This window comes from Gilliamella sp. BG2 (assembly GCF_046635645.1).
Lineage (GTDB): Bacteria > Pseudomonadota > Gammaproteobacteria > Enterobacterales > Orbaceae > Gilliamella > Gilliamella bombi.
The window spans coordinates 32,763-47,209 of sequence record NZ_JBIDFF010000004.1 but is presented as its reverse complement, the minus strand read 5'-3'; the positions used below and the strand labels follow the sequence as shown (position 1 = coordinate 47,209).

The window sequence follows — 14,447 nt, the reverse complement described above, 5'->3', positions numbered from 1 at the left end:
TTATTGCTTTATAGTATCAATAAGGTATGGGTAGAAACAAATGAAAAAATGGAAACGAAGTGCTGAAGAAATTTTAACTATGGGACCAGTGGTTCCGGTTATCGTTATTGAACGAATTGAGGATGCTGTACCTCTAGCTAAAGCTCTTATTGCTGGTGGAGTGAAGGTACTAGAAGTAACGTTAAGAACAGCTTGTGCGATTGAAGCAATTAAGAAAATCATCAAAGAGGTTCCTGAAGCAATTGTAGGAGCAGGAACAGTAACTAGTGTTGAACAACTAAAACAGGTTACTGAAGCTGGTGTAGAGTTTGTTATTACACCAGGAATTACCGATGCTATTTTAGAAGCTGCAGTTGCAGGCCCTATTCCTGTTATTCCTGGTATTGCAACTATTTCTGAATTATTAAAAGCCCAAGAATATGGTTTAACGGCATTAAAATTCTTCCCAGCTGAAATCAATGGCGGAGTTGCTGCATTAAAGGCATTTTCTGGCCCTTGCGGATACATGAAGTTTTGCCCTACAGGCGGTGTGAATCCTAAAAACTACCGCGATTATTTGGCACTTAATAATGTACTATGTGTTGGTGGAACTTGGTTTATTCCAACGGATGCCATAGCAAAAGGTGATTTTACTAAAATCACTGAGATGGCTAAGGAAGCTGTTGCTGGTGCACAGTAGTTAATTATATTCCGCCGATACAATATCGGCGGTTAATTATTATTTCCTAGCTTTAATTAACTTCTCAATCCTAGTCCACTATCAATCAGTCGCCATGCAATTACATAAAGTACAGTTACAAATAAAATAAGCATTGAAAATGTGATCCATAATGGCACATCTGACACTCCCAAAAATCCATAACGAAAACCATTAATCATATAAACAATGGGATTAATTTTCGATACCCATTGCCAAAATGTTGGTAGCATTGTAATTGAATAAAAAACACCGCCTAGATAAGTTAATGGTGTTAACACAAATGTTGGAATAATGCTTATATCATCAAACGTCTTGGCAAATACTGCATTGAGTAGACCAGCTAATGAAAATAAAATCGAGGTCAATAGCAATGTAAAAATAATAAACAACCAAGAATGTACATCGAAGCGAACAAAGAATAGCGATACAATAGTAACCAAAATACCCGTTAAAATACCGCGCATCACACCACCACCGACATATCCTAGAATAAGAATATTTGTTGATACTGGCGCCACCAATATTTCTTCAATGTTACGTTGAAATTTAGCACTAAAAAAGGATGAACAAACATTGGTATAGGAATTAGTAATTACTGACATCATTATTAAGCCTGGAACAATAAATTCCATATAGCTAAAACCGCCCATATCGCCAACACGAGAGCCAATTAAATTACCAAAGATAATAAAATAAAGCGACATGGTAATAACAGGTGGAATTAAGGTTTGAATCCAAATTCTTAAAAATCGGGTTACTTCTTTACGCCAAATACTTTTTAAGGCAATCCAATATAAATTATTCATTAATGCCACCTTTTTGTTTAGTATCACTATGCAACAGCTCAACAAATAACTCTTCTAATCGATTCGCTTTATTTCGTACGCTGATAACTTTAATATTTTGTTTATTTAATTGTTCAAATAATTGATTTAATCCATTTTGTTTATCTACTTTCACTTCCAACATCCCAGGCTCAACATCGAAATAATTATAGCCATTTAACTCAATCGGCTTAGGCGTCGCCACATAATCAATAACAATTGTTTCAGATTGGCTTTTCGCCAATAGCTCACGCATTGATGAGTTTGCTATCAATTTGCCGCTCTGAATAATACCAATATTTCTACAGAGCATTTCTGCCTCTTCTAAATAATGTGTGGTTAAAATAATTGTGATACCTTGACGATTGATTTCACGTAAAAAATCCCACATAGAACGGCGTAATTCAATATCAACGCCTGCAGTCGGCTCATCAAGAATTAATAATTTAGGTTCATGCACGAGAGCTCTGGCTATCATTAATCGCCTTTTCATTCCACCTGATAGCATGTTAGCTCGACTATGACGTTTATCCCACAAATCTAAAACTCGCAAATATTTTTCGGCTCGCTCTAATGCGATTTTTCGGGGCAATCCATAATAACCACCTTGATTAGTGACTATTTGTAACACTTCTTCAAATTGGTTAAAATTGAATTCTTGCGGTACAATCCCTAATTGTCTTTTAGCATTTACAATATCGGTATCTAAGTCGTAACCAAAGATTTTTACTTGCCCGCAAGTTTTAGTCACTAATGAACTAATAATACCTATTGTTGTTGATTTACCAGCGCCATTTGGTCCCAGCAAAGCATAAAAATCGCCTGCTTGTACAGTTAAATCGATACCTTTTAATGCTTCTACACCGTTTTTATAGATTTTCTTGAGTGAGATTAACTCAAGTGCAGGAATTGATAGCATGAATATATCCTAAGTGAATCAATTGTTATTTTAATAATATGATATCATGTTTAATGAATCGACAATATAATCAATCATTGTAAAGAGCTTTTTAGTTTTATTTATATCAATATAAATAAATTATAATTTCTAAAATAAAACACATATTATTAATTAAATACTAATAACGTATCTTTAATTATCATTCTGCGTCTAAGTTATTGCTTAAGGAATAAGTATCATGTTTAAGATTGGATTAGTTTCAGTGTCAGATAGAGCATCAAGTGGCATTTATCAAGATGAAGGCATACCATCATTAATATCATGGTTGCAAACAGCACTGAAAACACCATTTACAACCGAAAACCATATTATTCCAGATGAACAAGTTGTTATTGAACAAACATTATGTGAACTTGTTGATAGTCAACATTGCCATTTAATTTTAACTACTGGTGGCACAGGCCCTGCGACTAGAGACGTAACGCCTGATGCAACATTAGCAATCGCTGATCGTGTAATGCCCGGTTATGGTGAGCAGATGCGTCAGATCAGTTTACATTTTGTACCAACTGCTATTTTATCTAGGCAAGTTGGTGTTATTCGCAAAAAATGTCTAATCATCAACCTACCTGGAAGGCCAAAATCAATTAAAGAAACACTTGAGGGTGTTAAAGATGATCAAGGTAATGTTATTGTGAGTGGCATATTTGCTAGTATCCCTTATTGTATACAACTACTAGAAGGACCTTATATTGAAACCTATGACCAAATAGTGAAATCTTATAGACCTAAGGATGCAATTAAATCAACGCTTTAATTTTATGCATATTTAACGCATAATTATGTATATAATAATTGCTACTGATACATTAAAATTGGTAGTAGTTGTTTTGGTTTAAATATCAGTTAGACTTTATTATCAGTCTTATAACTACATTTATTAGTAGTAAAGAGTAACAAATTAGAAGCCAAGGAACATTATGAAACAAGCTAATCTCACAAAAACATTTAAAGAGATGCTTCGTCAAGAGAAGTTTAGTTCACAAGTAGAAATCGTACAAGCATTACAAGAACAAGGATTTGATAACATTAATCAATCAAAAGTTTCACGTATGCTAACCAAATTTGGTGCGGTAAGAACCAGAAATGCAAAATCCGAAATGGTCTATTGTTTACCTGCAGAAATAAGCGTACCAACAACTAGTAGCCCATTAAAAAATTTAGTGATTGATATTGATTTCAATAGCTCAATGGTGGTGATACGTACTAGCCCAGGCGCAGCTCAACTCATTGCTCGATTACTAGACTCAATTGGTAAATCGGAAGGTATTTTAGGTTCAATTGCTGGTGATGATACAATCTTTAGTACACCAACTAAAGATTGTACTGTAAAAGAATTATATCAAACCATTATTGAATTGTTTGAACGAGAGCTATAGATCTTTCCATTTTGCCATATTACAACTAAATAATTTTTAACTTTTAACCTATTGACACAATTAATAAAATCGTTAATCCTATATAGTGCTGATTTCGTAACAGAAGTTGCAAAACGAAGAGGCGCATTACTCAGGTAAGTCATTTTAGGGACTGGAACCACTAATAAATGATCGAGGGGACGTAATGCCGAGGTTTGATTACCCATCCAGAAGTAATTAAATCGACTGCAAGGGCTGAATCCCTTGGGTTGTCACCTTAACAGGTGGAGCGCTTCATGGTTTGTACTTTTTAATTGTAAATAGAACATGCCCGCTCTAACTCTGTTAAAAATAAAAATTTTTAATATGAGGAATCCATGGAAACATCATTTGTAATAGCTAAATTTGGTGGTACTAGTGTTGCCGATTATCCAGCAATGGTTAATAGTGCCAATATTGTAATAGCTAACCCTAACGTAAAGGTTGTTGTATTATCAGCCTCCGCTGGCGTAACAAATTTGTTAGTTGCATTAGCAGAAGGACGTGACGCTGAAGTAAGATCTCAACATATTGCGAAAATTCAATCTATCCAATACAACATTCTAGAACAATTACCTGAAAATCCAAAACTACGTGCTGAAATAGACCAAATCATTGCCAATATAGCCTCATTGTCAGAAGCGGCAAGCTTAGCAACATCACCTGCGTTAACCGATGAGCTTGTTAGCCACGGTGAAATTATGTCTTCAAAACTGTTTGTCGAAATATTAAAAGAAAAACAGAAAAAAGCCATGTGGTTTGACGTACGAAAAGTTATGCGCACCAATAATAACTTTGGTAAAGCAACACCTAAAATTGAAGATATTAAACAGCTTTGTTGTGCCCATTTAAAGTCACTAGACAATAGTTGTGTCATTGTAACACAAGGGTTTATTGGCAGTGAAAGTTCTGGAAAAACCACTACTTTAGGACGAGGTGGAAGTGACTATACAGCAGCTTTACTAGGTGAAGCATTGGGTGCAACTCAAATTGATATTTGGACTGATGTTGCTGGAATTTATACTAACGACCCTCGCATTACTCCAGCAGCTAAACGCATTGATGAAATATCTTTTGCGGAGGCGACCGAAATGGCAACGTTTGGAGCAAAAGTACTACACCCAGCAACCCTAGTTCCAGCTGTACGTAGCAATATACCAGTCTTTGTTGGTTCAAGTAAAGCACCACAAGATGGAGGAACTATTGTTTATAGCACTAATAGCATCACATCTAAATTACCTGTTTTCAGAGCATTGGCGTTACGTCGTAAACAAACCTTACTAACACTAACCAGTTTAAATATGCTACATGCACAAGGCTTTCTTGCAAATGTGTTTACGATATTAGCTAAGCATAACATTTCGGTTGATTTAGTAACTACATCAGAAGTAAGTATTGCACTCACTATCGACACTACAGGTACCAATACCAACGGAAACAGTTTATTAACAAAAGAATTATTTGATGAATTATCAACCGTTTGTCATGTCGATATTGAGGAAGATTTAGCTCTCATTGCTATTATTGGTAATAACCTAACCTCAACCAGAGGTATTGCAAAAGAAGTGTTTGGTGTATTAGATGAATTTATTATTAGGCTTTGCTGTTATGGGGCAAGTACTCACAATCTTTGTTTATTAGCAAAAAGCAATGATGCCGAGTCAATTATTAAAATTCTACATAAAACAATTTTCGAACAATAATATATAAAGGGAGATTAAACCTCCCTTTTAATTACGTTTAGTTATCTTCCTATATTCATCAAGTATATGTCCATAGTTGGAAACATGGTCAAATACTTTAATTTTAATTAAAAAAATCATAAGATAACAAATTACCAACAGCATTTACCTACCAAATCCTTATTCATTGATTATTAAAAAATTTACCGTCATTTATTATTTTTAATCAATTGATTAAAACTATTACATTGAGCATCAACATCTGTTAGATTTTTTAATTAATTTGAGTAAACTAAAATTAATTTCAATAAAAGAAGGAAATTATCATGGCTATTATAAGTTGGGTTATTCTAGGATTAATTGCCGGCTGGATTGCAAAGTTTTTTATGCCACTAGGACGTGTAGGGGTTTTTAAAACTATTTTATTAGGCATAGCAGGAGCCTTAGTGGGTGGGTATATTAGCACCTTCTTTGGTTGGGGTAGTGTAACTGGATTTAATTTCCCTAGTTTGTTAATTTCAGTACTTGGGTCGATTATACTCATTTATATCTATCGCCATTTAAAACAATAAGTTATTTTAATTTAAATTGGCGGGTAAACCGCCAATTTAAATTAGATTAAGGTTTATAGTACATCATATTTCTCATCGTCAGTCTTAAAAACATCTATACGAACTCAACAAATTTAATTCAGTTATATTGGTATATACATTTTCTCAATTTTGCTTGCAAAGTTCTCAATAAGTAATTTCGTCATATCCAGAATTTTGTTATATTATCTAGCAAAATCCATCAATTTTACCCTGTAAATTATAATGTTAAAAATATTCAATACATTAACACGCGAAAAAGAAATATTTCAACCAATTACCCCTAATAAAGTTGGACTCTATGTTTGTGGAGTGACAATTTACGATCTTTGTCATATTGGTCACGGACGTACTTTCGTTGCTTTCGATGTTGTCGCACGTTATTTACGTTTTTTAGGTTACGATTTAACTTATGTTCGTAATATTACTGATGTTGATGACAAAATCATTAGACGTGCGTTCGAAAATGGTGAAACCTGTGATCAACTTACAGATAGAATGCTACAAGAAATGTATGCCGATTTTGATGCACTAAATATTCGTCGGCCTGATATAGAGCCTCGTGCAACTCATCATATGCCACAAATTATTAAATTAGTTGAAGAGCTTCTCGAAAAAAAACATGCATATATTGCCAATAATGGTGATGTCATGTTTTCGGTAGACAGCGATCCGAATTACGGTATTTTATCTCGCCAAAATTTAGAACAATTACAAGCTGGTGCTCGAGTTGAAGTTGTTGATGTTAAACAAAATCCAATGGATTTTGTATTATGGAAAATGTCAAAACCTAACGAACCAAGTTGGGATTCACCATGGGGTAAAGGTCGCCCTGGTTGGCACATTGAATGTTCAGCAATGAACAGCTATCAATTAGGCAATCACTTTGATATTCACGGTGGTGGTTCAGATTTAATGTTTCCGCATCATGAAAACGAAATTGCCCAATCAACTTGTGCGCATAACGGTCAATATGTAAATTACTGGATGCACTCTGGTATGGTAATGATCGACCAAGAAAAAATGTCAAAATCACTCAATAATTTTTTCACTATTCGCGATGTATTAAAGCATTATGATGCTGAAACAGTACGTTATTTTTTACTATCCGGTCATTATCGTAGTCAGTTAAATTATAGTGAAGATAATTTAAAACAAGCAAGAATGGCACTTGAGCGACTATATACAGCCTTGCGTGATACTGATGCGAATCATCCACATACGACACCTGACAGTAATTATTATCGCCAGTTTTGTAACGCAATGGATGATGACTTTAATACACCAGAAGCTTATTCAACGCTTTTTGATCTGGCTCGTGAAATAAACAAAGCCAAAGCCGATAATAATATGCAGCTCGCTAATGAATTAGCAGCTGAGTTACGTTATTTATCAGCAGTACTTGGATTATTAGAGCAAGATCCTGTTAAATTTTTACAAGGTAATAAGCAAGATGATGTTGATGTGGCATTAGTCGAAGCATTAATAAAACAACGTAACGAAGCAAGAGCAAGCAAAAATTGGTCTCAGGCCGATGAAGCTCGTGACAAACTAAATGCAATGAATATTGTTCTTGAAGATAGTGCAAACGGCACAACATGGCGCAAAAAAACTAATGGCTAACATACTTAGAATTAATTTTTTGATTAATAGATAAGGTACTATATTAAACAGTATCAACCTTAAAATAGCACCCACAAATCTGTGGGTGTTTCTATTTGACATCAATGTAAAATTTTATTAATCGAAGTTAAAATGCCACGCAAAATATTTAGTTCCTGTTGTTCAATACGTGCACGTGTAAATAATCGACGCAAACGCCCCATAATTTGTCCTGGATGATTGGCATTAATAAAGCCTGTCTGTAATAAAGTTTGTTCTAAATGCTGGTAAAAGCGCTCTATATCAGCATCTATAGGAAACTCAGTTTCAGCCATATTCTCATTTTCCCACCCTGATTGCTTATCTTCAAGATTGAGCATTGACATGCGAATTTCATAACACAAAACCTGTACCGACATAGCAAGATTTAAAGAACTATAACTAGGGTTAGCTGGAATTCCAACATGATAATGGCACTTTTGCAATTCTTCATTAGTTAAACCAACACGCTCACGCCCAAATACCAAAGCGACTTGAGTATGGAGATTTGAGGCTTCTTGAATAATCTTATCGCCACACTTTTTGGGAGTTAAATATGGCCACTGTAAACTACGAGAACGCGCACTAGTACCAATCACTAAAGTACAATCGGCAATGGCTTGTTCAAGTGAAGAAAAGATTTGTGCATTTTTTATAATATCACTGGCACCTGCAGCTAACGAAATCGATTGAGAATCAGGCTTGATGATCGGATTAACTAAACAAAGGTTAGTTAATCCCATGGTTTTCATTGCTCTCGCAGCAGAGCCCATATTGCCTGTATGAGATGTTTCAACCAAAACAATCTTCACATTATCTAAATAACTCACATTGTCCCCATTATTAAATAATTACTATAACACAGGATAAACTAAATAATTATTAATACAGTATATATTAAAACCATGGTAAAATCAGTTTCATCCCGTCCACATGTTATGCAATATTTAGTCAATGAAATCTATTTTAAAATTAAACTAATAAAAATCAGGCAAAAACAAAAATCTTATTAACGAGACTAAAATAATTTGCCAATGTAATAACAACATTAAAATTAACTTTGTTGATAAAAAATGAGGAGGTCAATTATGACTTTAAGTATTACCAGTAAACAAATGGAAGTTACCCCTGCTATTCGTAGCTATCTAGAAGATAAATTTTCGAAGTTAGATAAATGGAGAGCACTGTTAATCAACCCTCATTTTATTTTATCGAAAGAACCAGATGGATTTATTGTTGATGCAACAATTGCCACCAAAGGAACTTCATTAGTTGCCTCTGCCAAACATATTGATATGTATGCTGCAATAAATGACCTTATTGATAAGCTTGAAAAACAACTTAATAAACTACAACACAAAAATGAATCTCGGCGTGCGGTTAACAGCATAAAAGACGCAGTATTAGAAGAAGAAATTTAATTTGTTAATTTTCTTGATTGAATAAAAAGGCACTTTGATGGTGCCTTTATTTTTTTGCTTGTTATAATACAAACTATCTTTTTTAAATAACTAATAAAAAATGGCTACAAATCCTTTATTATCTTTGCGAGATAAAATTAATAAATTAGATAAAACATTGTTAGAGCTTATTGCCCAGAGGCGCCAACTTTCAACGCAAGTAATTCATACGAAAATTGAAGCAAACATTCCTGTGCGCGACATTGATCGTGAGCGTTCACTTATCAGAGCCTTAATCAATGAAGGCAAAGACTATCATCTTGATGATATTTTCATTAAACGCTTATATCAATTAATTATTGAAGATTCTGTACTATTACAACAAAAAATCTTGCAAGAAAAGCTTAATCTCAGCACAATCACCACAGCCAAAGTTGCCTTTTTAGGCCCCAAAGGATCTTATTCGCATTCTGCTGCTCGCCGCTATGCTAGCACTCACTTAGATGAAATGATTGAATTAAGCTGTTCAACCTTTAAAGAGATTTTTGAACAAGTCGAAAATAATGCCGTAGATTATGGAATTTTACCAATAGAAAATTCAAGTTCTGGCTCAATTAATGAAGTTTATGATTTATTGCAAAAAACTAATCTACATATTATTGGTGAGCTCTCTTTACCTATTGATCATTGTGTTCTTGCTATACAAAATTCACAGCTAGAGCAAATCGATACTATTTATAGCCATCCACAACCATTCCAGCAATGTAGTAACTTCTTAGAGAACTATCCTCATTGGAAAATCATATACTGCGATAGTACTTCATCAGCAATGGAAACTGTAGCTAAATTGAATCAACCTAATGTTGCAGCTATGGGAAATAAAGATGGTGGTGAATTATATGGGCTACAAGTCCTTGAACATAATTTTGCCAATCAAAAAGAAAACATTACTCGTTTTATTGTGTTAGCTCGTCAGCCAATAGAAGTATCTGATCAAATCCCGGCTAAAACCACAATTCTCATGAAAACAGGTCAGCAAGCAGGTGCTTTAGTTGATGCGCTATCGGTATTACGTAACCACAACATTGTTATGACTAAACTTGAATCACGACCAATTCATGGTACGCCTTGGGAAGAGATGTTTTATATCGATTTGCAAGGTAACATTCATTCTTATGAAATGCAAACAGCTCTCAAAGAATTGGCATCAATGACTTTATATACTAAGGTACTAGGGTGCTATCCTAGTGATTCTATTGTTGCTGCAATGTAATGGCTATGACAATACAATACTTTTCGCAAGCTGTCCTGACGTGGTATGAACAATATGGCAGAAAATCGCTACCATGGCAGGTCGAAAAAAGCTCTTATCATGTTTGGTTGTCTGAAGTGATGCTACAGCAAACCCAAGTTGCAACGGTTATTCCTTACTTTAATCGTTTTATTGAGCACTTCCCACAAATAACAGATTTAGCAAAAGCGCCAATTGATGATGTATTGCATCTTTGGACAGGACTTGGTTATTATGCAAGAGCACGTAATTTACATAAAGCAGCACAATTAATTGTGGATAAATTTAATGGCATGTTCCCTACAAAGTTCGATGATGTCGTCGCACTTCCAGGCATAGGACGCTCAACAGCTGGTGCAATTTTATCTCTTGCACAAAATCAACATTATCCAATTTTAGATGGCAACGTAAAACGTGTTTTAACCCGATATTTTGCTGTTGAAGGTTGGCCTGGTATTAAAACTGTCGAAAATAAACTTTGGCAATTAAGTGAACAAGTCACACCAAAACATAAGGTAGCAAAATTTAATCAAGCTATGATGGATATTGGGGCTATGGTTTGCACACGCACTAAACCTAAATGCTCCTTATGCCCATTGCAAACCCATTGTCTAGCATATAAAACCGAAAGCTGGCAACTCTATCCTACAAAAAAAACTAAAAATGCCATTCCCCAAAAGACAGCCTATTTTTTAATGCTAGAATATGATCATACAATTTGGCTTGAAAAAAGGCCTCCGTCTGGTATTTGGGGAGGATTATATTGTTTTCCTCAATTTTCAAGTAAACAAGCAATAACTGACTGGTTAAAAAAACAAGGTATCGAAACAACAGCACCAAAGCAACTTGTTGCATTTCGCCACACATTTAGTCATTTTCACTTAGATATTTTTCCTATTTATTGTGTCATTACCAAGTATACAAAATGTTTTAATGAACATAGTGGCTATTGGTATAAACTAAAATCTAACAACGCAAAAATAGGTCTTGCTACCCCTGTTTATAACTTATTAAAACAAACAGTTTAATCACGATTTATTATCAATATTGGTGCACTTTTTAGTGCATCATTATTATTCTTGTTTAACTATAATTTGCTAAGCGCATTAGATCATGCGGCTTTAGTTCAGTTTACTTATTTTATGGTTGGATTGTTATTTCTGGAATAGATTCTTAATCTATTAAGTATCATAATTGATTTTTATACTGAAACACATACTTACCTGAAAGTTTTTGACAGACACAATAATAACTAGATATAAGTTTAAATTAAATATGCATAGCATATTTAATCAGTTGCTTTTTTAATAGCTGACTATTATCAATAACATTCATACCAATTGTTCTTAACGTCTTTTTCAACAAATTATCTCCATTAAACATATCTTGAATAGTTTGCATGGCCGTGAGCATAACTAACGCATCTTTGCGACGATTAAACTCAAATGATTTTAAATTTTTTACAAGCCCAATATCTTTATTAGTTTCGATTAATTGTTTAATGGTTGAAACTAATAAAGCAGAATCTTGTAAACCTAAATTTACCCCTTGTCCTGCTAAAGGGTGAATAGTATGAGCAGCATCGCCAATAAGTACTAACCGATGCTTAATAAATTGTTTAGCAAATCGCGCTTTTAATGGGAATACCATTCTAGGGTTAATTAACTGGCATTTACCAACTTTATCACCAGTCAACCGAAATAATTCGTTCGAAAATTCTGATTCAGAAAGTGAAGTTAAAGTAGACGCATTATCTGGTTTTGTCGACCAAACTAAACAACTTTTATTTACATTCCAAAGAGGAAGAAAAGCAATAATTCCATTGGGATAAAACACTTGTCTAGCACAGGATTGATGAGGATATTCAGTTTGAACAGTTGTAATCACAGCATGATGAAGATAATCACGCTCAAGAACAGAAATATTTTCACTCCTACGCACCCAAGAATGAGCACCATCAGCCCCTATCATTAATTTAGCTTGTAAAACAGTTTTATTTGCAAGTGTTAAAAAGGCAAAATCATCATTAAATGTGCAATCAACTGCTTCATGCCTATAAATCTTAATATTCGAACAGTTTAAGGCAAACTGGTAAAGGTAATGAGAAATGACATTATTTTCAATTATGTATCCAAGATTAGAATAACCGTAATCTTTGGCTTGGGCAGACAAATGGGCTTGACCATTTTTTTCCCATACACCTATCTCAGCAAATTCCTGTACACGGTTGCTATTGCATAAATCATCCCATATACCAATTTTTGAAAAGTAGCGCTGGCTAGCGCCATTAATAGCAGAAGCTCTAATACTTATTTCAGCATGAGGCAAGAATTCATGCTGACAAAGTTTAGTATCTATAATCGCAATGTTTAAATCACATTGGCTAAGTGCACAAGCAGTGGCTAAACCAACTAATCCACCACCAACAATTACTACGTCAAATTGTAAATTCATACTAAATAAATGCAACTATTTATTATCATCTAACTTATTATCACTTTTTGATTCAACTTCGTCATCATTCATCGCTTTTTTAAAGCCTTTCAACGCTAAACCAAGATCCGAACCTAAATTACGTAACTTCTTAGTGCCAAATAATAAAATCACTACGGCAAGAAACACTAAAAGATGTGGAATGCTAAAAGACATAATCAAATCCTCTCAATAAATACAACGCTCTGTTAGGATAAGCTTTAAAACAGATTCTATAGGAAACTGATTATACTCTTTTTGTGAAGGGATTTCATGAATAGTTCAAAAATAAAAAAAGACCTGTATAAAACTATACAGGCCAACATGAAATATAAGGAATATAAGGAAAGAAAACAATGAAAAATCCTTACCCTGCTTATTATCCATTTTTTTTCGCTTTCGTCAACGTTTTTATTTCTTTTTTCAATTTAATTTATTTCCATACAAAAAATAAAAATTAAATAAAATCATAATAATACAAAAAACCACCACCAAAGTAACTTTTGATAAATATCAAATAGACAATAAAAAACTTTTAATTAACACAGTAATAAATTTTTTAGCACAAAAATACGCATTCTCAAGCAGAAAAAAATAATAAATAGTTTTTTTCCAAAAAAATCAACAACTATAAAAAAATGAAAAAACAAGATATAAAATAAAAAAACAAATTAGCATAGGAATAAAACCAAACTAATAGATTTTCAATGTTATTAACGTATACAAAAACAAAAAAAATACATTATAATTAATAAACTTATGCAAGAAATAATGGTTCAAAGATGAATACAATTAAAAATAATAATATTAAAACTTTTAAAGATAGACTATATAGCTCAATGCAAGGTTTATCTGTATCAGCCTTCGCTAAAAAATGTGATATGTCAGAAACAGTAATCCGAGATTATTTATCTGGTAAAACATATCCATCACTTACACGTTTAGAAGTTATTGCTGAAAAATGTAATGTTTCCTTTAATTGGCTTGCTACTGGACATAAATTAGAAGTATTAGATCCTAAAGACAGTGAAGAAGTCTATAACGAAAATATTTATCGTATCCCCGTATATAAAAAACAGTTACCAACAAAAGAAGAAGCACAAAAAGAGCGTTTTGTTAGAGAAACGCCTCCAGTAATGAATTATCCTATTGTTGAAGGTTGGGTTAAGCATCGAGGTTTGGATGCTAAAAAATTAATTATATACTGGGCTAAAGGCGATTTAATGTCACCAGAAATAAAGAATAATAACGGGTTGATTCTTAATACAGAAATAAATGAGATTATTGATGGTGCAATCTATTTAATTGAATATGAAGATATTACCTTTTTGAGAAAGATTCGTTTAACTCTCAATGGATGGTTGTTAATCTGCAATAATAGCCAATATCCGACTATTGAAGTACCTAAAGTAGACTTTCATAAATATCATATTGTTGGACGCGTTGTACTTATTATAAAAGATATATTTTAAGACCATTAGTGGCTATA

General features: G+C 33.5%; 15 protein-coding genes and 1 riboswitch. Of the genes, 10 read left to right on the top strand and 5 right to left on the bottom strand.

All coding sequences use genetic code 11. From position 1 onward, the window contains the following. Positions 1–40 precede the first annotated feature (40 nt). Positions 41–679 (top strand): bifunctional 4-hydroxy-2-oxoglutarate aldolase/2-dehydro-3-deoxy-phosphogluconate aldolase, encoded by a 639-nt coding sequence (locus ACGH6Q_RS02755; RefSeq protein ID WP_296207069.1) that lies wholly within the window; start codon positions 41–43, stop codon positions 677–679. Positions 680–735: 56 nt separating this feature from the next. Here the strand turns inward: ACGH6Q_RS02755 and ACGH6Q_RS02750 are convergent, their stop codons facing one another. Together ACGH6Q_RS02750 and ACGH6Q_RS02745 are read right to left on the bottom strand one after the other, a co-directional pair. After that, complete coding sequence (locus ACGH6Q_RS02750; RefSeq protein ID WP_065589536.1) at positions 736–1,506, bottom strand: ABC transporter permease; 771 nt, start codon at positions 1,504–1,506, stop codon at positions 736–738. Continuing rightward, on the bottom strand, positions 1,499–2,443 hold the full coding sequence (locus ACGH6Q_RS02745; protein ID WP_065589535.1) for an ABC transporter ATP-binding protein: 945 nt from the start codon (positions 2,441–2,443) through the stop codon (positions 1,499–1,501). The genes ACGH6Q_RS02750 and ACGH6Q_RS02745 overlap by 8 nt, the downstream gene beginning before the upstream one ends. 220 nt (positions 2,444–2,663) lie before the next feature. Here ACGH6Q_RS02745 and mog point away from each other — a divergent pair, with 220 nt between their 5' ends. The 5 genes from mog to cysS all read left to right on the top strand — a co-directional run bounded on the left by mog (position 2,664) and on the right by cysS (position 7,777). Then, positions 2,664–3,242, top strand: a complete 579-nt coding sequence (mog, locus tag ACGH6Q_RS02740) for a molybdopterin adenylyltransferase (RefSeq protein WP_065589534.1) — start codon at positions 2,664–2,666, stop codon at positions 3,240–3,242. A gap of 163 nt (positions 3,243–3,405) precedes the next feature. Continuing rightward, positions 3,406–3,864 (top strand): transcriptional regulator ArgR, encoded by a 459-nt coding sequence (argR, locus tag ACGH6Q_RS02735; RefSeq protein WP_065589533.1) that lies wholly within the window; start codon positions 3,406–3,408, stop codon positions 3,862–3,864. Between the two features lie 108 nt (positions 3,865–3,972). Beyond that, a riboswitch (Lysine riboswitch) is annotated at positions 3,973–4,146 on the top strand. 74 nt (positions 4,147–4,220) lie between these two features. Next, entirely contained in the window at positions 4,221–5,585 is a 1,365-nt protein-coding gene (gene lysC / locus ACGH6Q_RS02730; RefSeq protein WP_065589532.1) for a lysine-sensitive aspartokinase 3, read from the top strand. Between the two features lie 305 nt (positions 5,586–5,890). After that, positions 5,891–6,136, top strand: coding sequence for a GlsB/YeaQ/YmgE family stress response membrane protein (locus ACGH6Q_RS02725; protein WP_065589531.1), 246 nt, complete (start codon positions 5,891–5,893; stop codon positions 6,134–6,136). A 243-nt stretch (positions 6,137–6,379) separates the two neighbouring features. After that, on the top strand, positions 6,380–7,777 hold the full coding sequence (gene cysS, locus ACGH6Q_RS02720; RefSeq protein ID WP_065589530.1) for a cysteine--tRNA ligase: 1,398 nt from the start codon (positions 6,380–6,382) through the stop codon (positions 7,775–7,777). A gap of 101 nt (positions 7,778–7,878) precedes the next feature. Here cysS and trmJ read toward each other — a convergent pair whose 3' ends face one another. After that, positions 7,879–8,568 (bottom strand): tRNA (cytosine(32)/uridine(32)-2'-O)-methyltransferase TrmJ, encoded by a 690-nt coding sequence (trmJ, locus tag ACGH6Q_RS02715; protein ID WP_411591840.1) that lies wholly within the window; start codon positions 8,566–8,568, stop codon positions 7,879–7,881. Positions 8,569–8,883: 315 nt separating this feature from the next. Here trmJ and raiA point away from each other — a divergent pair, with 315 nt between their 5' ends. The 3 genes from raiA (at position 8,884) to mutY (ending at position 11,514) form a co-directional block, all read left to right on the top strand. After that, positions 8,884–9,216 carry a ribosome-associated translation inhibitor RaiA gene (raiA, locus tag ACGH6Q_RS02710; RefSeq protein ID WP_065589529.1) on the top strand — a complete coding sequence of 111 codons (333 nt, stop codon included), beginning with the start codon at positions 8,884–8,886 and terminating at the stop codon, positions 9,214–9,216. A 100-nt stretch (positions 9,217–9,316) separates the two neighbouring features. After that, a complete protein-coding gene (gene pheA / locus ACGH6Q_RS02705) occupies positions 9,317–10,468 on the top strand; it encodes a bifunctional chorismate mutase/prephenate dehydratase (protein WP_085164417.1) in 1,152 nt (383 codons plus the stop codon). A 5-nt stretch (positions 10,469–10,473) separates the two neighbouring features. Continuing rightward, on the top strand, positions 10,474–11,514 hold the full coding sequence (gene mutY, locus ACGH6Q_RS02700; RefSeq protein ID WP_411578201.1) for an A/G-specific adenine glycosylase: 1,041 nt from the start codon (positions 10,474–10,476) through the stop codon (positions 11,512–11,514). Between the two features lie 241 nt (positions 11,515–11,755). On the opposite strand, the gene ACGH6Q_RS02695 is transcribed toward mutY, so the two are convergent. Both ACGH6Q_RS02695 and ACGH6Q_RS02690 read right to left on the bottom strand, forming a co-directional pair. Then, complete coding sequence (locus tag ACGH6Q_RS02695; RefSeq protein WP_296300738.1) at positions 11,756–12,940, bottom strand: FAD-dependent monooxygenase; 1,185 nt, start codon at positions 12,938–12,940, stop codon at positions 11,756–11,758. A 15-nt stretch (positions 12,941–12,955) separates the two neighbouring features. Continuing rightward, a complete protein-coding gene (locus ACGH6Q_RS02690; RefSeq protein ID WP_034909727.1) occupies positions 12,956–13,135 on the bottom strand; it encodes a Sec-independent protein translocase subunit TatA in 180 nt (59 codons plus the stop codon). Positions 13,136–13,740: 605 nt separating this feature from the next. On the opposite strand from ACGH6Q_RS02690, the gene ACGH6Q_RS02685 reads away from it, so the two are divergent. Further along, positions 13,741–14,430, top strand: a complete 690-nt coding sequence (locus ACGH6Q_RS02685; protein ID WP_034909729.1) for a helix-turn-helix transcriptional regulator — start codon at positions 13,741–13,743, stop codon at positions 14,428–14,430. The last annotated feature ends 17 nt before the right edge of the window (positions 14,431–14,447 follow it).

Coding starts and splice junctions, on each gene's coding strand:
- lysC (WP_065589532.1), top strand. CDS start 4,221: ATGGAAACATCATTTGTAATAGCTAAATTTGGTGGTACTAGTGTTGCC.
- raiA (WP_065589529.1), top strand. CDS start 8,884: ATGACTTTAAGTATTACCAGTAAACAAATGGAAGTTACCCCTGCTATT.
- cysS (WP_065589530.1), top strand. CDS start 6,380: ATGTTAAAAATATTCAATACATTAACACGCGAAAAAGAAATATTTCAA.
- ACGH6Q_RS02745 (WP_065589535.1), bottom strand. CDS start 2,443: ATGCTATCAATTCCTGCACTTGAGTTAATCTCACTCAAGAAAATCTAT.
- argR (WP_065589533.1), top strand. CDS start 3,406: ATGAAACAAGCTAATCTCACAAAAACATTTAAAGAGATGCTTCGTCAA.
- ACGH6Q_RS02725 (WP_065589531.1), top strand. CDS start 5,891: ATGGCTATTATAAGTTGGGTTATTCTAGGATTAATTGCCGGCTGGATT.
- pheA (WP_085164417.1), top strand. CDS start 9,317: ATGGCTACAAATCCTTTATTATCTTTGCGAGATAAAATTAATAAATTA.
- ACGH6Q_RS02690 (WP_034909727.1), bottom strand. CDS start 13,135: ATGTCTTTTAGCATTCCACATCTTTTAGTGTTTCTTGCCGTAGTGATT.
- ACGH6Q_RS02755 (WP_296207069.1), top strand. CDS start 41: ATGAAAAAATGGAAACGAAGTGCTGAAGAAATTTTAACTATGGGACCA.
- trmJ (WP_411591840.1), bottom strand. CDS start 8,568: ATGGGCTCTGCTGCGAGAGCAATGAAAACCATGGGATTAACTAACCTT.
- mutY (WP_411578201.1), top strand. CDS start 10,474: ATGACAATACAATACTTTTCGCAAGCTGTCCTGACGTGGTATGAACAA.
- ACGH6Q_RS02685 (WP_034909729.1), top strand. CDS start 13,741: ATGAATACAATTAAAAATAATAATATTAAAACTTTTAAAGATAGACTA.
- ACGH6Q_RS02695 (WP_296300738.1), bottom strand. CDS start 12,940: ATGAATTTACAATTTGACGTAGTAATTGTTGGTGGTGGATTAGTTGGT.
- ACGH6Q_RS02750 (WP_065589536.1), bottom strand. CDS start 1,506: ATGAATAATTTATATTGGATTGCCTTAAAAAGTATTTGGCGTAAAGAA.
- mog (WP_065589534.1), top strand. CDS start 2,664: ATGTTTAAGATTGGATTAGTTTCAGTGTCAGATAGAGCATCAAGTGGC.